Source organism: Leptospira idonii, assembly GCF_004770995.1.
GTDB lineage: Bacteria > Spirochaetota > Leptospiria > Leptospirales > Leptospiraceae > Leptospira_A > Leptospira_A idonii.
This window is the reverse complement of the sequence record NZ_RQHW01000028.1, coordinates 228,203-251,880: the sequence shown is the minus strand read 5'-3', so window position 1 is coordinate 251,880 and position 23,678 is coordinate 228,203. Positions and strand designations below refer to the sequence as shown.

Genomic DNA, 23,678 nt, shown 5'->3' with positions numbered 1-23,678 from the left:
GATTATTTCCGATCTTTATGACTTGTAAATTCATTTTTCAAAATAAGAACATTACGTCCCCATAAGAATAAAATCGGAAATTTTTTTCCAGTGCATAACGATAAGATCTCATAACCAAACTTTTCCCTCCAAAACAATTAACAAGTAAGAGCAGGCTGGATTGCGGAAGATGAAAATTTGTGATGAGTCCTTGGATGGAATGGATTGTGTCTCCTGGTGACAAAAATATGTCAGCTTCGCCATCACCTGACTTATATATTTGAGATTGAGGGTCAAAAACCGATTCTAAAACCCGTAAGGATGTAGTACCTACTGCAATTACCCTTCTCTTCTCTCGAACGGCCTGATTCAATATAGCAGAGGTAACATCGGACATAATATATTTTTCTTTATGTAGCTTTTTGGTGCGGATTTGTTCTTCCTGCAAGGGTTGAAAAGTTCCATAACCTATTTGAAGTAAAACGGGAACAAAAATCACCCCCTTCTCTTCTAAAGTTTTTTTCAAAGCTTCCGTAAAATGCAAACCGGCGGTAGGTGCCGCCACCGAACCAGGATTATTTGCAAAAATCGTTTGGTATCTTTCCTGATCCGACTTCTCCGCTTTTCGTTTGAGATAAGGAGGAATGGGAATATTTCCCCAGACGAAAAATTCGTCTTCGGAAACGGGCCGGTTCGTTTTTAGAATGGAAAGATCTTCCTTAGAACCGGAATAGATGAAAACGGGAGAATCATATCCTTCCGGAACCAGCCTCTCACCTAACTTTAATTTTCTTCTGTTCTTTAGAATACAGAGCCAGTCTTTTCCTTCTTTGTCTAAAAATTCCAGAAAGACGGATTCGTGGATCCTGCCCTTTTCTGACTTTAAAAACACCCTTCTGTAAGATACTTTAGTTTCGTTATAAACGAGAACATCCCCGGGATGAAGATAGTCTATGATGTCCCTGAACCGGGAATGTTCCTTGAGTGCATCGTTTTTGCGATCCAGAATAAGCAGCCTGGATTCGTCCCTTTTTTCACTGGGAAATTTCGCAATTTGCGATTCTGGAAGTGGAAAATCGTATTCGGATAAAAAATCTAACATGGCATTTTGTCAGTAAAACCTTGCCTGAAAAGAGAAAACCCGAGGAATGGTTGTAAAACCATGTTGAAAGAGATTCGGAACCCTGAGATAGGTGGAAAATTTTTATTTATCATCTTAGTTTTGTTTTTTCTGGGGAACGGCCTCACCCGCACCCATCAAAAATCGGACTTTTTGGATTATTACCATGCAAGTCAAAGATGGGAGACGAAAGAAAACCTCTATAAATTCGATGTAGCGGCAGAACTATCCCAAAAAGTCACTACTTGGGAAGAATTATTTTTACCCGCCAACGCTTCTCTTCTGGATGCACTCCAAAACCAGACGGCGACTTATATTTATCCGCCACTGTTTTCTTTTTTACTCATTCCTCTGGGAAAACTATCTCCCGAAATTGCTTCAGGAATCCATTCTTTTATCAACTGGCTGGCTCTTCTCGGAATATTTTATCTTCTTTCGAAAGGAGAAAAATTCGGATTCAAACCTAAGTTCAATTATTGGGTTTTTGTACTAGTCATTCTCACTAACTTTCGTTATCTGGAGAGCCATATCCAAAACAACCAAGTGGGGATTTTATTGGTATTTTTGGTTTTAGCATCCTTACTCTCCAAAAACGACATCGTATCGGGACTTACTCTAGCACTTGCGACCAGCATCAAAGTCACTCCCGCCGTTTTCATCGTATTATTTCTTTATGAAAAACGAATCAAAGCATTGTTATGGTTCTTTTTGGGAATGATCCTTTGGAATGCACTCCCCCTTCTCTACGATTTCGATTATACCCTAACTATGACTAAGGAATGGATCACTCAAGTCTTAGGAAATGCACTCTCTAATCCTCTCCTTCGTTCCTGGAAAAACAACCAAAGCCTTCCTTCCACTTTGGCTAAATATTTTATTTCAGGTGCAGACTTCGTGAACCAGCCGCTCTACCGACTGCCGTTTGCGGATCTTTCCTTGAACACAGTAAAAACGATTCAACTGATCATCATTCTTATCTTCGGAGCTCCTATTCTTCTCCTTCTGAAAAGGCCGGACCGAAAATGGGAACTCGCTTCTTTACTCTTTCTTGCTTCTTGTTTGTTCAGCGGAATCAGTTGGATTCACAGCTTCGTGATTTGTATTTTCCCTATGTATTTTTTGATTTCGCATTTTCTAACATACGAATGGTCGAAAAGAGAAAGAAACACCTTTCTTGTGATCGCCTCACTTGTTCTTCTCACTCACAGATCCGTTGTGGGAAGCGTGATGGAAAACGTTTTTCTAATGTTCTCCGTTCTGTTTTATCTGAACGCAGCTCTTTATATTCTTATACTTTACTTCTCCTTCAAAAAAAATGAAATTAGGAATTGATGTTCGGCCCTTAGCATACGGAATCACGGGGAATTCCCGCTATTTAGCGGAAGTTCTGCGGATTATCATCCCTAAAAGCAAAGGGAATCGTTTTTATTTTTTCAGCAATAAACCGATTCATCCGGTTTTTAAGGATTTATTGGAATTCGAATCCGTAGTTCCAGTGATCGAATCCAAACCTTGGCCGGGTCCTTTGTATTTGAATTGGATTTTACCGAAACGATTGAAAGCCCTTTCGATCGATACATTCTGGGGAACTTTACAGATGCTCCCCTTTAGAAAACTGGACATCCCCAGCTTCGTCAATTACCACGATCTGAATTTTGTTTCCGCACCGGAAACGATGGCAAAATGGAATTACTACCAACATAAATTTCTATCCCCTCGCACGATCAAAAATGCGGATCGAATTTTTTGCCTTTCGAAAAATACGAAAAACGAAATTTCCGCATTCGACCCGAAAGCAACTGATAAATGTTTGGTGGTTTATCCGGGAGTGATCAGAAGAAAGTTCAAAAAGGAAAAAAACTTTTTCCCGAAACCTTTTTTTCTGACGATCGGCACATTGGAACCCAGAAAAAACATCAAACTGCTTACGGAAGCCTTCTCTGATTTCAAACAACAAAACCCCAAGGATAAACACAGTCTTGTGATCTTAGGAAGAAAAGGATGGGGAGAGGAAGGTGACAAATTGTACGCAGAGTTGACCCGGCCGGAAGCGAAAGACAAAGGAATCTATTTTTTCGAAAATCCAAATGATGATCTTCTGGGACAAGGAATAGAAGAGTGCGAAGTGTTCTTTTTCCCCTCCCATCACGAAGGATTCGGACTGCCCTTATTGGAAGCGATGATCGAAGACAAAAGATGTGTCGCTTCCCAAATTCCGGTATTCGAAGAAATACTTTCTCCTTGCGACCGTTATGTGCCTTCCTCATCAAGAAAAGGATGGGCGGATGCCTTCGCGGAAGCGGCAAAATTCAAAACAAAAACAAGAAAACCTCCTTTTCCCGAAAAGGAATGGTCCTGGGTTAGGACCGCCAAACAAATCGAAGAGGTCATATTCCCATGAAATCAAAGTGGAAAAAAATAATTTTTTGGTTCAATGAATACAGAGCGAAGAAAAAAGTCCGTTTTTTCGGAACTTCTATTTATGAGGAAATCCGTCCGAATCATCTTCCTTCCGTTATCGCTTTGGTTCTTTGTTTCGGATTTCTCACCTTATTCGCGCTCAATATCCACTATCTGGGAGATTTTTTATATTGGTTCGTCGCTTTGCTCGAAATCACAAAGGTGTTGAAAATTCCTTTCCTCGATCAAATCAAATACTATCAATATCTGTCTCTATTCGTATTCTTTTATATATCCGTTTCACTGATCTGGGACTTAGGTTCCCTACTTTCCAAATGGAACCAAAGAGTTTATCTTTTGAAAACGGAGATTTGGCTGATCAAAAGTTCAGGCTTCGGTAAAAAGCTCACTCAGTTCCCCAGAGAACAAGCAGGCATACATGTGGAATGGAATCATTCCGGAATCACGGATTATCTGGGGCTCAACCGCTTGGTATGGAAAAAGGACGGAGAAACACTTTGTTCCTCCCCTTATTTTTTCCCTTACGGAAAAAACAAAGCAGTCCTGGATAAGATACTGAAGAGAAACTAAGGCAGATTCTTTCCTTGCGAAAAATCGTTGTTATACTTTTCATTCTAGTATTACTTCTGTTCCATCTGAGGTACATGTCCCGTAATTTCGACTGGGACTCGTGCGTATATGCGCTGAACATTCAGAAAAACAAAGTAGAAGCCGCTTTTTACAATCCCCATCATTTAGGGTTCGAATCCTCGGGACTTTTATATTGGAGGTTATTGCAAGACGTATATCCGACGACGGACATTATGTTCTTTCTCAGGCTCAGGATACTCGCATTCGCCTTGTTTTTCTTAGGCGCTTTTACATGGTTATTTTATAAACTCTATCACGACTTTATCGCTGCGCTTCTTCTGGCGTTTCTGATCCAAGTGAGCCAAGCCTTTTGGTTTTACAGCCTCCATAATGACACCCCGCTCATACATTCCTGTCTGATGGCGCTGTTGTTTCTATTCACAATATTTTTTATGAGGAAAGGACTCAAAGGAAAACATTTGATTTTCCTTTGGGTGGTTCAACTTTTTTCCATCTACTTTCACCAATCCAATGTGATCCACTTCGGAATGGTGCCGATGGCGGTTCTGTTGACGGACGGAAGAACCTTCGGAACAAAGATGCGAATCATTTTCCTTTATCTTTTCACTTTGGGAGTCGCTACCATCCTCTCTTACCTATTCGTAGGATTCATCATCCTAAAAAGAGGATTGGGCAATATAGACGAAAAACATTTTTCCTTTTGGATGTTTCTATATGCAGCAATCGATCGATGGGGAACTTCCGGAGGAGAAAAAAATTATATCCACTATTTTTACAGAGGGATCGGGGATGCCTTTCTGGTTTTCCAAAACGTGGCTCCTAAGTTCAGAGTGAACTTTTCCGACCTCTGGAACCGCAGCCACGCTCCCTACAATCTGCATCTTTTGTTCTGGATTTTTAGTTTGAGTTTGGGATTTTTGAATTTCCGCAAAATGCGAAAGGAATTCGGAAAAGAATTATTCATTATGTTGTTTTGGCTGATACCGTCGATCGGATTTTACACTTGGTGGGAAGGATATTTCTTCGAGTTTTGGGTGGGAACCACCATTGCTCTTTGGATTCTCAACTTTTATATCCTGAAATCGTTATCTTTCCCTTCCCTTCCCAAATTTTCTCAGTCACTCATTCATTCCACCTACGCAGTCGTAGGTGCTTTGTATTTCATCACCAATTTTACATTCTCCACACTCCCCCGATCCGTCGGGCCCAAATTCGGATACATAGAAGGGATCCAAGGCCCCGTTCTCAAACTTGCAGAGGAAAAGATATATAAATAGGAAAACTTATGTTATTTAACTCTTTTGAATTCATTGTATTTTTTGTTTTTACCATCATCGTTGGGAATCTTCTCAAGAACAAATGGCAACGTTTGTTTTTCCTACTTGCCAGTTATTATTTTTATATGGCTTGGCATCCCAGTTCGATACGGTGCGAAGCACCTGCAACTTCCGGGATTAAATACTACGTAGATATTCTTTACTGCGATTTCCATTTCAATCCTTACGTATGCATCCTTCTTTTTTCCACAGTCGTGGATTACTTCGCGGCTAAATGGATCGAATCCAAAGAGGATGGGGATAAAACGAGAAAACTATTGTTGATCGTTTCCCTTGTGGTCAACTTAGGCACGTTAGGTTTTTTCAAATATACGGACTTTTTACTGGGACTTTTCAACGACTTGAATGTATTCAACGGATTTAAGTTTGAAAACCAAAACATCATTCTCCCCGTAGGGATCTCTTTCTACACCTTCCAGTCCATGAGTTACACGATAGATGTGTTCAACCGCAAAACGGAAGCTAGAAAATCGTTTCTGGATTTTTCCCTTTATGTTGCCTTCTTTCCTCAACTTGTAGCAGGACCTATCGTTCGTGCAGAAACATTCTTCCGGGATCTGGATCACAGACTTTCCGTTCATAAAGAGAATATAGATGCGGCTTTCTGCCTCATTCTGATCGGTTTCACAAGAAAGATGGTGTTCGCAGATAACCTTGCCAAGGTGGTAGACGCTTCCTTCGCAAACTATCAAAACTTAAATCCCATCGAAATGTGGACTGCTTCTTTGGCTTTCGGCTGGCAGATTTATTTCGACTTCGCAGGATACACGGACATAGCTATCGGTGTGGCAAGACTTTTCGGGTTTCAATTCAATCCTAACTTCAACTTCCCTATGTCCTGCAGAAACATAGCTGACCATTGGTCCAGGTGGCATATTTCCTTTTCCACATGGATTCGTGACTACATATACATTCCATTAGGCGGTTCCAGAGGATCCACTTTAACCTATATGCGAAACATTATGATCACTTGGCTGTTCGCAGGCCTTTGGCACGGAGCGGCTTACCACTTCGTCGGCTGGGGAATTTGGCAGGGAGTGATGTTGCTCGGACATAAATTCTACAGCCAAACGAACACCGCCGCCTTCTTGAATGAAAAGGGAGGAAAGTTGTACGATCTGTTCGCAAGAGTGTTCACAATGTTCTGTCTCTCTTTCGGGTTCATCATGTTCCGTGCAGAAACGATGACAAAGGCTGTGGAGATGATGAAAGGACTTATCTTCCTCCAAGGAAACGACCAACCCCTTCTTCGATGGAACAATTACCATTATGGAATTTTACTTTTCATCTGCTTTTTAGCTAGTTACGTATTTTCAAAAAGACAAGTTCCTACTCTATTCGAAGGCAATCGTTTCAAATATACCGCATTCGTAATCGTGAATGTTTATTTACTCTTATTTTTCGGAGTCACAGAAAGTCAGAATTTTCTCTACTTTGTGTTTTAAAAATTATGAAAGAACTGAAATCCTTTTTACTCGATAAAAGACTTATCTTTGCATTGGTAATCCTTCTCTTCGTAGAAGTTCTATTGCAATCCGGCATTTACAAACCGATGTTGAAAAAAAATTCCTATGCATCCAATGTAAACAGAGTCACGGATCATGTTCTAAAGAACAGAGACGTATTGAATCCTGATATATTGATCGTAGGGACATCCGTGGCCTTCGAAGGGATCAGTGTACGGATCTTAAACGAAGAGCTGAAGGCAAAAGGATGGAAAGCACAGTCCATCGCAATACGAGGTTCCGAACTGGTAGTGCAGCACCGCATTCTGGAAAAATATTTGGATCAATTTCCTAACGTAAAATATGTCCTTCATATTTTGGAACCTGGAATGGCATGGGTGGATAGAACGGAAGCGATCGATCCCACCTTAGCTATGTTATCTGAACTTGGAAATTTCAGAGCGATTCCCCTTATCGGAGAATTCGAATACGAGCCCAAACCTAATAATTATTTTTTTCTGGCTCTCAAATCCATCGCCTATAGAAAAGATCTAGCGGATCTATTCATCAACTTCAACGAAAGATTGAAAGCGATCGCACGTAAAAATAAGAATCCGAATTTGAATCCTTGGGACTATGAAAACGACAATATAGAATCCATGGGACCTTACCATATCACAAGCTTAGAAAACTGTCTTGAGATCACCAAATTCGATTCCTCTTTTCCCATTCCTGCGGAATCGAATTTTGATCATAGAAGGATGATCCACGAAACCTGCGGGGTCGCAAGCACCGTACCAAAAGATCCTAAAGATACGGAAGATACAAAACGTTACTTCCGAAGATTAAAAAAGATGTACTCTCTTATAGGAGAAAGGAAAATCCATATCATCGATATATTCGCTCCCTACTCCACAGCCATTCGGGAGTTCAATAGCAAAGAAAGAATGTTAGTTTGGGAAAAAGGACTGACGGAAGCGCTTTCCCCCTATCAAACATTAGATCAAATCGACCTGCAAGATTCCTTAGGAACAGACAACGGGGAATATTGTTTCGACTTGATTCACTTAAACAAAGCGGGAATGGAAAAGTTCACATACATCTTATCGAATGCTTTGGAGAATAGACTTGGAACCAAATGAACTCACTCTCAATCAAATGCAAAAATCGGTGGATGAATGGATCAATTCCATCGGGGTTCGTTACTTTTCGGAAATGACCAACCTGGCGATTCTTGTAGAAGAAGTGGGAGAACTTTCCCGACTGATGGCAAGAACTTACGGGGATCAATCTTTCAAAAAAGGAGAGTCCAAAGATAACATCCCTTTAGAGATAGGAGACATTCTTTTCGTACTCACCTGCCTGGCCAATCAAATGGGACTTTCTTTAGAAGATTGTATCCGCCAAACTTTGAATAAAAACACGAAACGAGATTCGGAAAGACATAAATCCAATCCGAAATTGAGCTAAACCCGACATCCACCGAGCAAGGTTCGAGCCAAGCCCAACCTTCACCTAACTGCAAAAAAAATAAACTCAATTAAAAACCCACTTCTAAAAGCAAAGTCGTTTCTACGACTTGTTTGGCCAAATCCTTCTCGGAGGGAGTAAATTCCTTTTCCAAACAAGAGTTTGCGTTATTTCTGGAAGCTGCGGAAAGGAAAGGGTTTTTAGAGATCGTCCAAGCGGCACGAGCCACCTTGCCTCTCACGGATTCCAAAAACAAAAGTTCTTCGTAACTTGCCAATCGTTTCGAACTTACCAAGGAAACACCTGCTTCTTCGCATGAATTCACAACTTCAAAACCGTAATTTGCCCTGATTTGATTTTCCTCTTCGGCTGTAGTCTGTTTTACGGCAGGCACACCGGATAGAACCAGACTTTCTTGACATAAGGAAACTCTTTCTATGATTTTTCTGCCCGCATTCAGAGAACTAGCAGCCTCTTCTTTCGTTCGGATGTACAAATTGATAAAACAATATCCTCTTGGATATCTGGAACAAGTTCTAGTTACGGTAGAACCGGAAGAGACCGATTTCAAACAGTTCCCTTGCATCCTAAAGTCGGAAAGGATCATAGTGAAAAACAAAGTATCGTTATTCTTTTTTTTCTTCAATTCTTCTCCGTCCTCGCAAAAAACGAAAGAAAAACAAAAAAATAAAACAAATGTTAAATGTAGGATTGAAAGGAATTTACGTTTCAAAACCTCGCCTCCATTCCTAAATTGATCAGAGGAAGATTGATGGGGCTCCCGTTCGGCCTCTGGGATTGGATATAAGGAGAGTTCACTGTATCGTACGTTGCGGAAGGGTTCACTCCTCTTTGGTAGGCTTTAAAATTATCGAAGTTGTATCCGTCTTGGTTCATTCTTCCGTAAAAATTCACCAATTCCAAATACACATTGATATAACCCCAGGAGTAATGATCGAACATATCGATTCGAATGTCGATTTGATGAAACGGCCGAAAACGATCGCTGTTGTAATTGTCCGAATATTTGGGAAAATATAAATTTACTCCGAAGGTCGCTGCCTGGCTTGCTCTGTCCGCACTCACAATAGGGGTGTAAGGTGTTCCAGAAAAATAGCGAAACCTTCCTCCTATCTGCCAGTCCGGATTAAATCGATATCCGAATACGCAGTTCAATATATGGGTTCGATCCAGATCGTACAATTCTTCCTTATCATTATTATAAAGAACTTCATAACTGTTGTCGTCGTAATAATTGATATAATTGGTACCTAACTTTCCTTGGGAAAGCAAAGTGCGTGTGCTGTTCGCCAATGCTCTATCACTCGATTGAGTGCTGGTAAGTCGAGGTTGGTTGTTGATTCTTTTGGTGATCGAATTCGTATAAGAAATCCATCCGAAACTCCCAGACTCTTCTCTGGGGTTTCTGGATTTTTTGATAAAGATTTCAATTCCTTCCGAATGACCGTATCCTGAGTTCGAATAATTCAAATTTCTAGGGATAAAAGGATTTCTTTGAGCATTCGTCGGATTATTTACCACCAATCTCAAATCAGTATTAGGCGAATAAGGATCGATCGCATAGTTATCTGCAACGATGATGTTTTGGAAGATATTATGAAACCCTTCTACTTTGATCAGCCAGCCTTGGCCGATTTCCTGAGACACTCCTAACGAATTGTGCTCCGATCTTTCCATAAACAGGTTGGGGTTGCCGGATCTAGTGGAAAGCTGTTCCACGGAAACGGGTGAGTTGTAATGCACTCCGTGGCCTGCGAGTATGGATGTTTTCGTAGACTCGAAAACATATCCTCCGGTGATTCTTGGAGATAGATTTTTTTCTCCGCTTCCGGAATATGTATCAACCCTCGCACCTGGATGGAAGCGAATTCCTTGCCATTTCACTTGGAATTCTCCGAATCCTGCCAGTTCGTTGTATCTGATTCTGTCTCCATCGATTACGGAACGAAACTGAGCGCTGGAATTCAATAAATTATTAAATATATCACCGAACAAAGGATTTGCGGAACTGATATTTTCCCCTTTTAAGTTCGTTTCCCTTCCTCTGAACTGTAAACCTCCTTCGAATCTAAGATGTTCTTCGATCAGATCCAACTCCAATCTTTCTTCCGCATAAGTAATGTAATCCGAGGTTCTGTTTTGAAGGCCGAAGATCGTTTCGGCAGTGGCAGGATTGGACACCCTGACTTCGAAAAATTCATTGAACTCCGTCCTGGAATACGAAATGGAATTTCGAAACCACTTTCCTTTCCAGATATGCCTGATCCCGTCCGTTCTAAAATTACGATCCAATCCCGTAGGAGGTCTGGGATCGGATCCGCCTCTTTCATAATTCGCCTGTTGTTTCGTATAAGCCTGTCTGTCTCTAGTTCCGAAAGTTTGAACGGTAAGTTTGTGTTCGTTCGAGATATCCCATATCATCTTCCATTGAAAGTCTTGGTATTCTGCAAACTTAGCATCTTCCGGAATCCCCGCAGGATACGCCTGTAACAAAACAAGATTCGGATAGTTTTTTCTACCGGAACTTACCATTGATAAAGAAGGATTAATCTTAGTTTGGTTGTAAATATCCGCCAAAAAGAAATTCACATTCACAACCGATCGATTCGATTCCACTTTATCCGTGCCTTCGATGGCGATAATCCCTCCCGTAGCAAAACCGTATTTAGAAGGGAACGCTCCCGTATATACGTCGAAGGAACGAATTAGATTATTATTCAATACGGAAGATTGATTCCCCAAATGGAATGGATAAGGAAGAGGGAAACCGTCAAAAAAATATTGATTTTGTCTGGTTCCTCCTCCCCTCAAAGAAAGATCCCCTCTTTCACTGTTGGAATAAGGAACTCCCGTGAGCGAATTACTTACGTTAGTAAACACGGTAGGAAGAACTCCTACGGGGACGCCGATCGCAATTCCAGGAATGGTTTGAATCGCTTTTAAAGAATCCCCTGCCACACCCGGAATTCTTTTGATTTCGTCTTGAACCAAACCGTAACGAGAAAGAGGAGTTTTATCCCTTTCCCCACTCACTACGATCCCCGAAGATCCCACTGACTCGGCTAACGCAACCAAAATCTCCTGTTTATTGTAACGTATTTCCTTCGTCACAACCTCCACTTTATCCGAAGTGGCGATACGAAGTTGGTAATACCCCGAACCGGGAAATTTCAGAACCACCAGCCCTTCCGCATCGGAAGTACCCGCCGCCCCTGCTTGTTTGGAAACCACTACCGCATTCGAAACAGGTTTGCCGGATTGCGATCGCACCAAACGAATCTTAACTTCCAGGATTCCTTGTGCCTGCGCTCGGATGGAAAAAACGAAAAGAAAACAGAATGCGAACGTTAAGCAGGAAAACAAAAAAATCGATCGCAGAAGGTTCATTGTATCTTATGTGCCAATCAGACGGGAATGCCGGCTTCTCTTCGGATTGCTTTCCAATAAGCTTCCAAATGAGCAGGATGAGAATTCATATCGGAAATACAATATTCGAATTTTCTTTTGAATTCGGAATCGGAGACCAAAAAAGTTTCGAAGTGGGAGAATTCGGAATACATCGCTTTAAAAAAATTCACTTGCCCGATATGATCGTAATCTTCCCGAAAAAACATAAATGCATGTGCTAAGTCATGGAGAAGATGTTCGAAAGAATCTCTTTTTTCCTCCACAAGCTGTCCTGAGAGACAAGCTTCCCAATCAATCGTAGTTAGACGATAGCCCATACTTTGGGAATAAAGCATTTCTTTGCCTGTAGGATGAAAATCCACCAAACGAATGTCCCACTCTCCCGCATTCCATTTCCAAAGAGCCTGCCTCACCGTATCAGGCATTCCGAAAAATCGAGCTGTCTCCAGAAAAGGCAGAATCGGTTCTTTAGGAGGAAGATTTTTACCCGTTTTCAAATAGGCTCTGGAACCGGCTCTATATTCCAAATGCAGAAGCACAAAACGAAGTGCAGTTTCCGCATCCGACAAAGATTCTGCTTTCCAAAGAGAAAGTAATTCTGCAATAGATTCTGCCAAAACTTTCGCCTCCTGCGCCAAAGAAGCAGGTTCTAAAAGTATCTTTTTAAAAGAGCCGTAAGGTTTTCCTTCCGTCCAAGGCATTGTTAGGTCACTTTTGCGTTTCTAAGAATTTTAGTAAGAAGTCCCGGAAAAAAACGCTTCAGATAGGTAGCCATGGTCTCTTGGAATCCTCCTATGACTACTTCATCCTTCCCTCTTGCGATACTGTCTAAAATACGTTTTGCGGTTTGGTTCGGATCCAAACCTTTCGCTAAAGCATCGTCCATCTTGTTATGCGTTTTGCCGGATCCGACAAGTGCGTTGTAGGAAATTTTAGTTCTTACAAAACCGGGACAGATCAAAGAAACTTGAATCCCAAAGGCATGGCTTTCTGCCCGCAGACTGTCGAAATAACCATGTAACGCATGTTTACTGGCAGAGTAGGAAGATCGTAGCCTGGTTCCCGTTTTACCGGCCACGCTGGAAATCACCGCAATGATTCCAGATCGGTTTTCCTTAAAATGCGGATACAAAGCCATAGTCAAAGCGATGGCGCCGTAAAAGTTCACATTCATGATTTTTTCAGTAACGGAGAGAGAGGTATTTTCTGCCAGATCCCTTTGGCTGATCCCTCCGTTGTTGATGAGAGCATCCACCTTACCCCATTTCTTCAAGGCAGCAGGAACGGACTTGGAAAGTGTTTCGTATTTCTCTAAATCCAAGGGGAGGATTAATGAATTTTGATCCGAAAGACCCGCCTCTTTTTGTACTCTGGAAAGTTCTTCCCGGTTGCGGGACGACAAAATCACCTTGGCGCCTTTTCCCGCCAGCTCTTTCACCATTTCCTCACCCATGCCGGAAGAGGCACCGGTGACCCAAACCACTTTATCTTTCCATTCCATAAAACCCGCCTTTCAGAGAAGCTGATTGTCACAAAATAATCGAGCGGAGCGCAGATTGTCAAAGGGAAAGTTTTCAGAATTTAATCTTTCCTATTTTCGTCGAATATCATAGGATCTACCTATGTCGAGAGCAAAAAACCAAAACTTACGAATTATTGGGGACGCGAAAAAAACCATCCTTTTCGCTCATGGTTTCGGAACCGATCAATCCGCCTGGGATTTGATCTATCCGCATTTTGCACCTAATTATAGGTTGGTGCTGTTCGATAATATAGGTTCGGGAAAAACAGACCCTAATCTATACAGTCACACCCGTTATTCGAACCTTTATGCTTACGCAGAAGATCTGATCCAGATCATGGACGAAATCGAACTTAAAGATGTTCTTTTTATCGGACACTCCGTAAGTTCCATCGTCGGACTGCTAGCTTCCAGCAGACGACCGGATCTATTCCAAAAATTAGCGGTCATCGGTGCCTCTCCCCGCTATTTGAATGATGAAAATTACATAGGAGGGTTCACCCAAGAAGATTTGAATCAACTCTATGGAGCCATGGAAACGAATTTCTTCACATGGACCGCCGGTTTTGCTCCTGCCGTTATGAAAAACGAAGACAACCCAGAATTGGCAAAAGCTTTTGAAGCCACTCTCCGGCAAGTTCGCCCAGATATCGCTCTCTCCGTGGCAAAAACGATCTTTCAGTCCGACCATAGAAAAGATCTACCCAACTGCAAACACAACATATTAGTGCTGCAACCTTCCGCTGACATAGCGGTTCCTATGGAAGTGGGAAAATATTTGGAGAAAAATCTTCCTAACGGCAAAACGATTCATATCAAATCTTCGGGACACTTCCCCCATATCAGTGCCCCCGAACAAGTATTAGAGGCTTTTAAAGGTTTTATTGATTAGATGACTTCTTATGTAGATTTCGAGAAAGTTCTCAAGTTCTATCATGAATCTTCGAGACTGTCTCTTTCTTCTTCTATAGACAAAAAACAAGAGTTTTACAAACTTTGCCTTCATATCTTGGAGGCGGATTTTCTTTTACGTTTTGAATCCGTCGATTCTCTTTCCGTACAATTGACGGAGATCTTTCCGCAAGCCACCGCAGAACAAAAATTTACCGATCCTTCTATTTTAAAAAGATTGTCCGGGGCGGATCAAAACATACATTTTTTCCATTTGGAAAAAAACGCATTTTCCAAATTATTTTTCGATCCTTTGGAAGAGCTGAAAGTGATTTCCGCCTTCGGAGTTTTTTACGAAGAAACTTCCACAGGAACAAACCATATCATCTTATTTTGTTATACGGATGAAAACAAAGATACGAATGTTCTGGTTTCCACGATAGAATCCATCGCGCCCAGAATCGTAGAAAGCCTCAAAACGGAACAAAGAGAAATCACTTTTATATCCATAGAGTCCAGACTACAGTCCATTCTGAAAACCATTCCCCAAGCACTCGTTTTTGTGGACACGGAAACAGACATCTCATGGATCAACGAAAACGCGGGGAAACTTTTTTCTCTCAGTCCAGGATCTCATCCTTCTTATAAAATTTCTTCAGCTATGAGAAAAATTTTGGACACTACTTCCAATCTTCCAGAAATCCAAGGCCAGATGACGGTTGGTTTTACCGATCCGAATCTGGAAGGTTTCAGTACTTATTGGATGATTCAAACTCCTGAAAAAAAAGTATACCAAGTTCAATCTCAAATCATCAAAGGAAGAAAGTCTCCCGGAAGACTTTGGCTCTTCGACGATGTCACTGCGATACATACACACCAAGAAACATTAACTCTTTTAAATGCCGCCTTAAAAGAAAAGAGCGAAGCCGCTCAGAAAGAGAATTTGGCCAAAACGGTATTTATCTCCAAACTCAGTCATGAAATTAGAACTCCTTTAACAGGAATCATAGGTCTGACAGAACTGCTTCTTTCTTACGAACACAAAAAAGAAGTGTTGGAGTCTTTGGAACTAATCGAAAGAAGCAGTCACAGTCTTTTAAAGACGATCAATCATTTCCTTGATTTTGCCAAGGTGGAAACGGGCAATATGGAATTGGAATCCCTTCCTTTTTCTCTGGCCGCAGTGTTATTCGATTTGGCAAAACTTTTGGAAACGGAAGCCCGCAAAAAGAACAACAAAATCATCGTAGATATTCCGGACGAATTCCCCAAATTTATATTAGGCGATAGCCTTCGCATCGGACAAATCTTCACAAACCTAGTAGGAAACGCCCTCAAATTCACGAACGAAGGAGAAGTGAAAATCCAAATTACGATTTTGAGCTTTTCTGCACCGAACCTATTGATACGTGCCCAAGTGATAGACACAGGAATCGGGATCTCTAGCGCCAAATTAGATTCCATATTCGAGCCTTTCGTACAAACAGACGCTTCTATCACTCGCAACTTCGGTGGAACAGGCCTAGGCCTCTCCGTTGCGAAAAATTTGATCTCCCTTCTAGGAGGAGCCATCCAAGTCAAAAGTAAGGTAGGAGAAGGTACTGAATTCTTTTTCGAATGGGCCACTGAGGCTATCGAAGACAAAACCGTTTCCGCTACGGGAGAGACTCCGTCCCAAACAACAACAGCGACCAACGATTATTCCGATTTATCCGTGTTAGTTGTAGAAGATAATCCAGTGAATCAAAAATTGATAGGTAAAATTCTGGGGAGATACAAAATCAAACCGGTGATTATAGACAGAGGAGAAGAAGCGGTAGAATTGTCTTATCAGAATAAATACGATCTGATCTTTATGGACATCGACCTACCCGGAATAGACGGCTTTGTCACTTCCGAAATTTTAAGAAGCACCAAAAACGGTCAATGGGCGACCATCATCGGGCTCACTGCGAATTTAGCTTCGGAATTGTCTAAAAAGGCTTCTTTCCGATTCATGAACGATTTGTTCAGCAAACCCTATAACATTCCTCAGATAGAAGCTTTACTTGCCGATCTGACGGAAAAAAAGAAAAGTAAGGAAACTTAATCTTCCGCTAAATTCGCCGCTTGTTTTTCCAGTTTGATGATATTTTCCTGGATGATTTTAGCGTTGTTCACGATTTCAAAATTGCTGATATCCATTTTTGTGACTACATCCAACATCTCATTTTTATCGTTCGCCAGCAGTTTGGACTCTCCTGCGATTCTTCTGGAAAATTCTCCGATCTGGCCCAAAGACTGTAACATCTCTAAGTTGGTTTTTTTCTGAACTTCGATTCGGTCGTTTAGGTGACTGATAAGTGAATTCAAATCGGAATATCCTTTTTGTAAGGCTTCCGTTTTTTCTCTAGACTGCAAAGCAAGCTCGACCCCTTCCTGAATGAAGCGGTTCGCTTTTTGAATGATGGTTTTGATTTTAGTAGCGTTCTCGTTGGAATTGTCAGCTAATTTTCCCACTTCGGATGCGACCACTGCGAATCCTCTTCCGTGTTCCCCCGCTCTGGCTGCTTCGATAGATGCATTTAACGCAAGTAAGTTGGTTCTATCCGCAATTTCGGACATAATTTGATTCACTTCCCCTACTTGTTTCTGTGCCTCACTGACTGATTTCAAGCGCAAGTCCAAATCGGAAACGGTTACGGAAAGGGAATCTCCTAGAACTCTGAATTCATTCATTTGAAAGGATAAATTCTGAAAGGACTCACTTACATCCGCAAGATTGGCTTTTAAGGAATCGGAATTTTGATTCGCATCCGCAACTTGATCATCCTGCTTTTTGATGTTCTCTACCGAATTTTGAATGCTGTCAGAAAAGGAAGCCATAAAGTCGGTCATCTCTCTCAAGGATTGAGCTTGTGAAGCTACTTGCGTATTAAAGTTATGAACGACTTGATTGATCACATTCAAGGAACCTGCAAGCATTTCTCCTACGGATTTTAAAACGATGTTTCTGTTCTCGGAAGAGATTCTTTGTCTTTCCGATTCTTTCGTTTTGGTTTCCGCTTCCTCTTTCATTCGATTGAGAAGATTCAAAACCGTTCCGGCCAAATAGCCGAAAGAAATCAAAAACAAGATTTTGAACAATTCATTCGAAATCGCGACGGTTCCTTTCATGCTTTGAACTCCCAATGCTTCTTTGAATTCGACTCCTAAAGAATAACTGATTCCCAAAAGGCCGACCAAACAAAGCGCCGCATAATAAGTGCATATTAAAAGGGTTTTTCTGGAGAATAAAAAGGAAGAGTAAGTGATGTAAAAATAGTACAGAACGTACAATGTGGGGGATTTGATAAGGTCGGCAGCACTGTCCTTGCCGCTGAATAACCCGGAAGCAGTCACAGCGAATAAAACGGTTATGTCCAAGATCAGAAAGATTCTTGGAAAAAATTTATTGAGTTTGCCTTTCCCGAACAAATAACGCTGAACACCACCGTAAATGAACATTGCGGTGATTCCTACGGAATAACTGATCAATTGCAAGGTAGTGGACGTCTGATAAGAGCCGGCCACGGCGACGATATAAAAAGCAGCTAATGAAAATCTGACTCTATTTACGTAAACAGGACCGAGTAAAGCCCAATCTTTGATGATTTGTTTTTGTCTGGATGCTGGCAGTGCCATGATATGGAAAGTATCTGCTCCCTGCCACAAGGGAAGTCAATTTTTTCCGAAAAATTACGAAATATCACATTAACAAATGTTAAATTTACCATCTTCAATAAGGAGAAAAACGGGGAAAAATGATTGACTTTATTTAATTTAATATTAAACTATCAAATATCAAACTAAATAGGAGCCCTATATGAAACAAATTTTCCACCCCGCAAAAGACAGGGGACATGCCGATTTCGGTTGGCTCGACAGCCGTCATTCCTTTAGTTTTGGAGAATATTATGATCCGAATAAAGTTCAATTCGGAGCTCTTCGCGTTCTCAACGATGATATCGTAGAGCCGAGTATGGGATTCGGAACCCACCCTCATGCCAATATGGAGATCGTATCCATACCTCTTTTCGGAGAACTGGCACATAAGGACAGCACAGGCACGAACGGAGTCATTCGTACCGGTGACGTGCAAATTATGTCCGCAGGAACGGGGATTCGCCATTCCGAATTCAATCATAGTGCAGAGAAAAAAGTCAATTTTTTGCAAATCTGGGTTTTGCCTAAGGAAAAGAACATAAACCCAAGATACGAACAAAAAGACTTCAAAGAAGCGGACAGAAAGAATAAATTTCAAACGGTAGTTTCTCCGAAAGATCAAGATGCGGTATGGATCAATCAAGACGCATACTTCTCTTTGGCGCAGATAGAACCGAACAAGGAACTTACTTACAAAACGCATGCGCCCGGCCAAGGAGTGTATGTGTTTCTAATTCATGGAAAATTGAATGCGGAAGGACAAAAACTGGAAAGAAGAGACGCAGTAGGAATTTGGGAAAAAGATGAAATTCGTTTGAATGCGGAAGTCGCAAGCGAAGTTCTTTTGATCGAGGTTCCCGTATAAACTAAAACGGGACGTACGCTAAAACGTATGTCCCATATCTATAAAAAATATATTATCTTCTTTCGATCTGGCCCAATCCATCAAGATCACAGTTGCTTGGTCCCAAACGATTCTAAGCCCCACCCCTCTGGAATGTTTGTATCCTACAGTGTTCACATCGCTGAGTTTATCCCAAACCCTTCCTAAATCATAAAAGGGGACCAGACTGATTTGAAAAAATTGATCCCATAGTTCGAAACTGGAAAATCTCCATCGAAGTTCGAAATTATAAAATCCGATCACAGGCCCTAAAAATCTTTCCTGCCTGTAACCTCTAAGAGAATTCAAACCGCCTAACCCTCCTGAGGGGCCGTCGATTGTATATAAATATCTGTATTCGAAAAAAGGGACTTGCCCTTCCGCTTTGGACAACAAAACCCTTTGTGCAAAAACAAGCTCTTCGAAGTATTTAGGAAAAGGCTGCCAAAAGTTTTTGGCCTGGAACGTATGTCTTAAATATGAGAAATCGGAACCGATCAATTTTTCAGCGCGATTGAAATTGTATTCAATCAACCAGCCTCTGTCCGGATCCGGTTCGTAATCTCTGGTGTCATAAGCAATCCCTCCTCTGATGTAGTTGAGATTGCCTCCTTTTTCCCCGATGATTTTTCCATCCTGCACATCCTGACTGACAGAAGAAACATCCTCCATCACAGGCAGTTGGATTCCGAAATAAGGATCTTTTGCTTTTGTCCAGGTTCCGTCGTAGCGCCTAACAATATTATTCGAAACTTCGGAACCGCCCCAAATTCGAAACACTTTAAAGATGGTTTTATCCAGAAAAAATTGAGCGTATGTCGTTTGGAATTGATATTCGTGGTTTCTTTGTGTGGATACGGCTTCTCTTCCGTATCCTCTGGAAGTGATATAAGAATTACCGCTTTCGAAATCGGAATAACTTGCGTTTCGATGCATTCTACCGTCCGGTTGATTCCTTTCCAGATAAGACAAGGGCTGCAAGGAAGATTCTCCCAATCCGAAATATTGATTATGAAGATTCGAATCGTAACCTACGAACGCCTTAATGCGGTAAGGAGTATCTAAAAAATAAGGAGCATCCAAAGTCAAAAAATAACTTTGAGTGTTTCTTGTAGTTTTATATGCACCTGCGGAGATTAAATATTCGTAAGGAGTGTATTCGAAAGAACCGGAATCTTTCGTGCCGTTGTAAAAAAGGTTCGCATTCACTCCCAAACCTTTTCCGGAAACAGGATCGTTTCCGATCTGAGGAAGCCCGGTCACATACCAGCCCTCTTTTTTGGCAGCTAATTCTTTTTCATCCAGCTTTTTGAATTCTCCGATCCAGGAAGGAACGGACGCTGTAGTCGTTGTTTTGCGATTCGGGTCTACCTCCTCCGCAAAGGAGGAAGAAGATACAAAAAAGCCCAAAAAGAAAACAATAGGAATGAATTTCTTTTCGGGCATGATTTAGAACGGATCGAGTAGGAAATTTATTTCGCTTCTCTGACTTGAATCGTTTCCACTCGATCGTCTCCGGCAATGATGTCGGAAAGAATGACTACCTTCTCACCGGGGCGAAGAAAGCCGTTGTTCTCCAAAATTTGGATCGCTTGTTTGATCGTTTTTTCAGGATCGGAAGAGAAATCCACTCTGTAAGGAATCACTCCCCTAGTCATCCAAAGTTTTCGCCGAACAGATGTCATGTTCGTAAAGGCGTGAACAATGGAATACTTAGGATGGAAAGAAGCCACATTATTCGCGGTAATCCCTCTTCTTGTGATTACGATGATCGCAGGAGACTGCAAAGAATCGGCGAGATTCGCAGCCGACTTAGCCATCTCTTCCTTTTTGTCCTTAGGTTTACGATTGGCTGCCATCCCCAAATTGATGGAAGCTTCCATCCTTCTGGCGATTTTATCCATCATCTCCACACAACGAATGGGAAATTTACCCATAGCGGACTCACCGGAAAGCATAATCGCATCCGCTTCTTCATAAACAGCGTTGGCAACGTCCGTCACCTCAGCCCTAGTAGGCGAAGGATTTTGAATCATGGATTCGAGCAAGTGAGTGGCAACGATCACTCGTTTGCCTTCTTCCTGGCATCGTTTTACGATTCTTCTTTGAACGATCGGAAGTTCTTCGATTGCGATTTCAACTCCCAAATCTCCTCTAGCCACCATAATCCCGTCGGAATGTTTGATGATTTCATCCAAGTTTCGAAGACCTTCTTGGTCCTCGATTTTAGCGATGATTTGCGCATGATGATTTTTTTCTTCGATGATCCCTCGAAGTTGAATTACGTCTTCATGAGAACGAACAAAAGATAAAGCGACAAAGTCGATATCTTCTTCCAAACCGAAAACGATGTCTTTCAAGTCTTTAGGAGTGATGGAAGGAAGATTCACTCGAATTCCGGGAAGATTGATGTGTTTTCTGGAGCCGAGCTTTCCACCATCTAACACAGTACAAACGAGTTCGTTCTCTCTGATCTCTTGCACCGCTAGATTGATAAGGCCGTTGTCTACAGTGACTTTATCTCCTACTTTCAAATCTTTTACGATATCTCTGTAGTTGACGAAAACACTTTGGGCTTCCGCTTCCATTCCAGGAATGATATGAAATGTAAACGTTTCCCCTACCTTTAAATGCAGATCGTTTTTGACATCTCCCGTACGAATCTCAGGACCTTGTGTGTCCAAAAGAATGGAGATAGGATGTTTATGAAGCTCGTCCTTATTTAAGGACTTAATGGTTCTGATGATTTTACGATGAAAGTCATGATCCCCATGAGACATGTTGATTCTGGCAATATTCATTCCCGCTTCTGCAAGCTGGCGGATCATATCCTTTGAGGCAGTAGCAGGTCCAATTGTACAGATGATTTTTGTTTTTCGGGCTCTTAAGTCTTCTATTGCAGGCATTGAAATTACGGTTTGATTCTAGGTAAGATTCTATTAAGAAATTCCAACTGCGATTCCGCAATGTCAAATTTCTCCTGATTTGGAAATTTTTCATTTCTTTGGCGATTGCTTTCTTCGCTCGCTTTTTCCAAAAGTCTCTTCCCTTGTCTTTTTAGATAACTTGAGGAAACCAAAATGGGCCAAGGATACTTGTCTTTTTGGTTACGAATCGGATAAGAATAGATTTCTTTCCCTCCGAATTTTTTGAGAAAGAAAATCAAATTCTCTTCCGTATATTTTCCGTTGAGTTTATTCAGAACGTATTCTCTGTCAGGATAGATGCCGAAGTCCCATGCTTCATCCAGAATGCGAACAATCCCTTCCATCGATTCTTTCCATTTTTTTTCTTCTTCAGGAGTGCCTTCTTTGGCTGCGTCGGAAGCATCACCAGAATCCTCGGAAGAATTGGAAGCAGAGGAAGATTGTTTCGCTCTTTTTTCTTGTTCCTTCTCTTGTTCTTCCTTTTCCTTCATCCTGGAACGCACCAGTCTTTCTTTCTCTTGTGCGATCTTAACCGTTTTTTGTGCCATCAAATCCTTGTTCAACTGCTGCTGCAGTCTCGCTTTGATGGCAGGCACTTCAAATTTATGAACCGTTCCAGAGCCGATGATCATTCTCCACAAACGAGTGAAAAAAGGAAGGAAAGGGAAAAGGCTTTGTGCTTCTATCTCTTCTAAGATTCGTTTCGGGCCTTCTTCCATCAAGTGAACGGTTACGTTCATCAAACTCAAAACTCTGATTTCCAAATCGGATCTTCTGGAAGAAAAACTTCTTTTTGCCGACTCTATGGCGGATTCGATGCAGTTTTTATGAAGTATAAATTCGTTGTAAATTTTGCGATCCGCATATTCTGCATAAAGGAGTTCCGGCTGGGATAATAACACCGCTCTAAACTCATCGGATAAAGGTTCTCCGCTGACTCTCAATTGATTTAGCTCTACGATTCGGCCCGCATCCGCAAGATAACCCATCAAATCGTCGATCTGTTGTTTTCTTTGGAGTTTCTCTTCTTTTTCCCTGTCTTTCTCGATGATCTCATTCAAAACCAAACACTCTTCCACAAGAGTTTTCTGGTCTGCGTACGATTCGTTCATATATCCCAGAATTTCGGTGAGAGTTTGTCTGGGAGAATTCCAAACGTCTTCGGAAAGAGTCCCCATTACACCCAACTTCTGCAATGCAGGATAAATCGAATTTCTCACATAATCGATGTATGCATCGTATCGATCGGAAATTTCATTTTGTTTGTTATAAATAAAAACGGATTTATTGCCAGGTCTGCTTGCGGCATCGTTCCGAAAGAAAAAAAGTATTTTATCGTCTACTAATTGTTTAAGGATAGGTTTGAGATGGATGACGATTGTAGCATCTTTCTGAGCCTTCGTTTTGTCATAAGGGCATTGAAAAAGATTTCCTATCTCCGTGGCTGCGTAAGTATCGAACAGACGGTTCGCATCGACCGCCGCCTTAATGACTTTACGCATCTTTTCTTTTCCGCCGTATTTTCTTTTGTCTTCAAACCAGCTTTTGATGGCAGCGGTGGAAAGTTCGTTTAATCCCAGCGCATAACGAAAAGCAGTTCCTCCGTCCGCAGTCGTAGGACGGGCAAACACTGCATTGTGTTTCAGATAGGTTCTGGGGTTTTCAGGATCTCCTGGTTCATTGGGATGAAATTCCAGAACATTCAGTTTTTTCAAAATCGCAGGATTTTGTTTGTAACTTAGATCGGTGACATAGGCTTCCGTACGATCCCTATCTACGGAGCTGTCCCGTTCAATTTGTTCGGTATTCGGAAGGACTTTGTTTTGAAGAAATTTATCGGTCCATTCGAAAATGACCAGAAGCACCTTATAAATTCCTTTGTAGGAAAAATCTCCCCGTGAATCCATAGCCTGCACCTTTTGGAGACAGGCTGTGTAATCCATAACACGTAATTCGGGGAGATTCGGATCTAACATGGT

At 41.5% G+C, this 23,678-nt stretch carries 19 protein-coding genes; 10 read left to right on the top strand and 9 right to left on the bottom strand.

All coding sequences use genetic code 11. The features are described 5' to 3' along the window. Positions 1–37 precede the first annotated feature (37 nt). Positions 38–1,081: a tRNA preQ1(34) S-adenosylmethionine ribosyltransferase-isomerase QueA gene (gene queA / locus EHS15_RS08230; protein WP_135760068.1), complete on the bottom strand. Its 1,044-nt coding sequence runs from the start codon at positions 1,079–1,081 to the stop codon at positions 38–40. 60 nt (positions 1,082–1,141) lie between these two features. Here queA and EHS15_RS08225 point away from each other — a divergent pair, with 60 nt between their 5' ends. From EHS15_RS08225 to EHS15_RS08195, 7 genes are all read left to right on the top strand, one after another. Beyond that, positions 1,142–2,431, top strand: a complete 1,290-nt coding sequence (locus tag EHS15_RS08225; protein WP_135760067.1) for a glycosyltransferase family 87 protein — start codon at positions 1,142–1,144, stop codon at positions 2,429–2,431. Beyond that, on the top strand, positions 2,415–3,500 hold the full coding sequence (locus EHS15_RS08220; RefSeq protein WP_135760066.1) for a glycosyltransferase family 4 protein: 1,086 nt from the start codon (positions 2,415–2,417) through the stop codon (positions 3,498–3,500). Before EHS15_RS08225 ends, EHS15_RS08220 begins: the two co-directional genes overlap by 17 nt. Then, positions 3,497–4,090, top strand: coding sequence for an LIMLP_18675 family protein (locus EHS15_RS08215; protein ID WP_135760065.1), 594 nt, complete (start codon positions 3,497–3,499; stop codon positions 4,088–4,090). Before EHS15_RS08220 ends, EHS15_RS08215 begins: the two co-directional genes overlap by 4 nt. 74 nt (positions 4,091–4,164) lie before the next feature. After that, complete coding sequence (locus tag EHS15_RS08210; RefSeq protein WP_246051971.1) at positions 4,165–5,388, top strand: hypothetical protein; 1,224 nt, start codon at positions 4,165–4,167, stop codon at positions 5,386–5,388. A gap of 8 nt (positions 5,389–5,396) precedes the next feature. Beyond that, positions 5,397–6,893, top strand: coding sequence for an MBOAT family O-acyltransferase (locus EHS15_RS08205; protein ID WP_135760063.1), 1,497 nt, complete (start codon positions 5,397–5,399; stop codon positions 6,891–6,893). A gap of 5 nt (positions 6,894–6,898) precedes the next feature. Beyond that, a complete protein-coding gene (locus tag EHS15_RS08200; protein ID WP_135760062.1) occupies positions 6,899–8,035 on the top strand; it encodes a hypothetical protein in 1,137 nt (378 codons plus the stop codon). Continuing rightward, positions 8,022–8,363: a nucleotide pyrophosphohydrolase gene (locus EHS15_RS08195; protein ID WP_135760061.1), complete on the top strand. Its 342-nt coding sequence runs from the start codon at positions 8,022–8,024 to the stop codon at positions 8,361–8,363. The genes EHS15_RS08200 and EHS15_RS08195 overlap by 14 nt, the downstream gene beginning before the upstream one ends. A 70-nt stretch (positions 8,364–8,433) precedes the next feature. Here EHS15_RS08195 and EHS15_RS08190 read toward each other — a convergent pair whose 3' ends face one another. The 4 genes from EHS15_RS08190 to EHS15_RS08175 form a co-directional block, all read right to left on the bottom strand. Beyond that, entirely contained in the window at positions 8,434–9,009 is a 576-nt protein-coding gene (locus tag EHS15_RS08190) for a hypothetical protein (protein ID WP_135760060.1), read from the bottom strand. An 83-nt stretch (positions 9,010–9,092) separates the two neighbouring features. Then, positions 9,093–11,771: a TonB-dependent receptor plug domain-containing protein gene (locus tag EHS15_RS08185; RefSeq protein ID WP_135760059.1), complete on the bottom strand. Its 2,679-nt coding sequence runs from the start codon at positions 11,769–11,771 to the stop codon at positions 9,093–9,095. A gap of 17 nt (positions 11,772–11,788) precedes the next feature. Next, on the bottom strand, positions 11,789–12,493 hold the full coding sequence (locus tag EHS15_RS08180; protein WP_135760058.1) for a hypothetical protein: 705 nt from the start codon (positions 12,491–12,493) through the stop codon (positions 11,789–11,791). A gap of 2 nt (positions 12,494–12,495) precedes the next feature. Then, the gene (locus tag EHS15_RS08175) at positions 12,496–13,293 is read right to left on the bottom strand and encodes an SDR family oxidoreductase (RefSeq protein ID WP_135760057.1); all 798 of its coding nucleotides are present in this window, start codon (positions 13,291–13,293) and stop codon (positions 12,496–12,498) included. Between the two features lie 121 nt (positions 13,294–13,414). On the opposite strand from EHS15_RS08175, the gene EHS15_RS08170 reads away from it, so the two are divergent. Next, positions 13,415–14,206, top strand: coding sequence for an alpha/beta fold hydrolase (locus EHS15_RS08170; RefSeq protein WP_135760056.1), 792 nt, complete (start codon positions 13,415–13,417; stop codon positions 14,204–14,206). After that, entirely contained in the window at positions 14,207–16,294 is a 2,088-nt protein-coding gene (locus EHS15_RS08165) for an ATP-binding protein (RefSeq protein ID WP_135760055.1), read from the top strand. Here EHS15_RS08165 and EHS15_RS08160 read toward each other — a convergent pair. Then, on the bottom strand, positions 16,291–17,868 hold the full coding sequence (locus tag EHS15_RS08160) for a methyl-accepting chemotaxis protein (RefSeq protein WP_135760054.1): 1,578 nt from the start codon (positions 17,866–17,868) through the stop codon (positions 16,291–16,293). The genes EHS15_RS08165 and EHS15_RS08160 overlap by 4 nt on opposite strands. Before the next feature lie 181 nt (positions 17,869–18,049). Between EHS15_RS08160 and EHS15_RS08155 the strand changes: the two genes are divergently transcribed. Continuing rightward, a complete protein-coding gene (locus EHS15_RS08155; RefSeq protein WP_135760053.1) occupies positions 18,050–18,754 on the top strand; it encodes a pirin family protein in 705 nt (234 codons plus the stop codon). An 18-nt stretch (positions 18,755–18,772) separates the two neighbouring features. On the opposite strand, the gene omp85 is transcribed toward EHS15_RS08155, so the two are convergent. Genes omp85 through EHS15_RS08140 form a run of 3 tightly spaced genes read right to left on the bottom strand, consistent with a single transcriptional unit; the run spans position 18,773 to position 23,675 of the window. After that, positions 18,773–20,218: an Omp85 family outer membrane protein gene (omp85, locus tag EHS15_RS08150; RefSeq protein ID WP_135760052.1), complete on the bottom strand. Its 1,446-nt coding sequence runs from the start codon at positions 20,216–20,218 to the stop codon at positions 18,773–18,775. Positions 20,219–20,244: 26 nt separating this feature from the next. Next, positions 20,245–21,678, bottom strand: coding sequence for a pyruvate kinase (gene pyk, locus EHS15_RS08145; RefSeq protein ID WP_135760051.1), 1,434 nt, complete (start codon positions 21,676–21,678; stop codon positions 20,245–20,247). A 5-nt stretch (positions 21,679–21,683) separates the two neighbouring features. Continuing rightward, positions 21,684–23,675 (bottom strand): hypothetical protein, encoded by a 1,992-nt coding sequence (locus EHS15_RS08140; RefSeq protein ID WP_135760050.1) that lies wholly within the window; start codon positions 23,673–23,675, stop codon positions 21,684–21,686. Between the last annotated feature and the right edge of the window lie 3 nt (positions 23,676–23,678).

Excerpts from the sequence above, each read along its gene's own strand:
- queA (WP_135760068.1), bottom strand. The coding sequence starts at position 1,081 with ATGTTAGATTTTTTATCCGAATACGATTTTCCACTTCCAGAATCGCAA.
- EHS15_RS08225 (WP_135760067.1), top strand. The coding sequence starts at position 1,142 with ATGTTGAAAGAGATTCGGAACCCTGAGATAGGTGGAAAATTTTTATTT.
- EHS15_RS08220 (WP_135760066.1), top strand. The coding sequence starts at position 2,415 with ATGAAATTAGGAATTGATGTTCGGCCCTTAGCATACGGAATCACGGGG.
- EHS15_RS08215 (WP_135760065.1), top strand. The coding sequence starts at position 3,497 with ATGAAATCAAAGTGGAAAAAAATAATTTTTTGGTTCAATGAATACAGA.
- EHS15_RS08210 (WP_246051971.1), top strand. The coding sequence starts at position 4,165 with ATGTCCCGTAATTTCGACTGGGACTCGTGCGTATATGCGCTGAACATT.
- EHS15_RS08205 (WP_135760063.1), top strand. The coding sequence starts at position 5,397 with ATGTTATTTAACTCTTTTGAATTCATTGTATTTTTTGTTTTTACCATC.
- EHS15_RS08200 (WP_135760062.1), top strand. The coding sequence starts at position 6,899 with ATGAAAGAACTGAAATCCTTTTTACTCGATAAAAGACTTATCTTTGCA.
- EHS15_RS08185 (WP_135760059.1), bottom strand. The coding sequence starts at position 11,771 with ATGAACCTTCTGCGATCGATTTTTTTGTTTTCCTGCTTAACGTTCGCA.
- EHS15_RS08180 (WP_135760058.1), bottom strand. The coding sequence starts at position 12,493 with ATGCCTTGGACGGAAGGAAAACCTTACGGCTCTTTTAAAAAGATACTT.
- EHS15_RS08175 (WP_135760057.1), bottom strand. The coding sequence starts at position 13,293 with ATGGAATGGAAAGATAAAGTGGTTTGGGTCACCGGTGCCTCTTCCGGC.
- EHS15_RS08170 (WP_135760056.1), top strand. The coding sequence starts at position 13,415 with ATGTCGAGAGCAAAAAACCAAAACTTACGAATTATTGGGGACGCGAAA.
- EHS15_RS08165 (WP_135760055.1), top strand. The coding sequence starts at position 14,207 with ATGACTTCTTATGTAGATTTCGAGAAAGTTCTCAAGTTCTATCATGAA.
- EHS15_RS08160 (WP_135760054.1), bottom strand. The coding sequence starts at position 17,868 with ATGGCACTGCCAGCATCCAGACAAAAACAAATCATCAAAGATTGGGCT.
- EHS15_RS08155 (WP_135760053.1), top strand. The coding sequence starts at position 18,050 with ATGAAACAAATTTTCCACCCCGCAAAAGACAGGGGACATGCCGATTTC.
- omp85 (WP_135760052.1), bottom strand. The coding sequence starts at position 20,218 with ATGCCCGAAAAGAAATTCATTCCTATTGTTTTCTTTTTGGGCTTTTTT.
- pyk (WP_135760051.1), bottom strand. The coding sequence starts at position 21,678 with ATGCCTGCAATAGAAGACTTAAGAGCCCGAAAAACAAAAATCATCTGT.
- EHS15_RS08140 (WP_135760050.1), bottom strand. The coding sequence starts at position 23,675 with ATGTTAGATCCGAATCTCCCCGAATTACGTGTTATGGATTACACAGCC.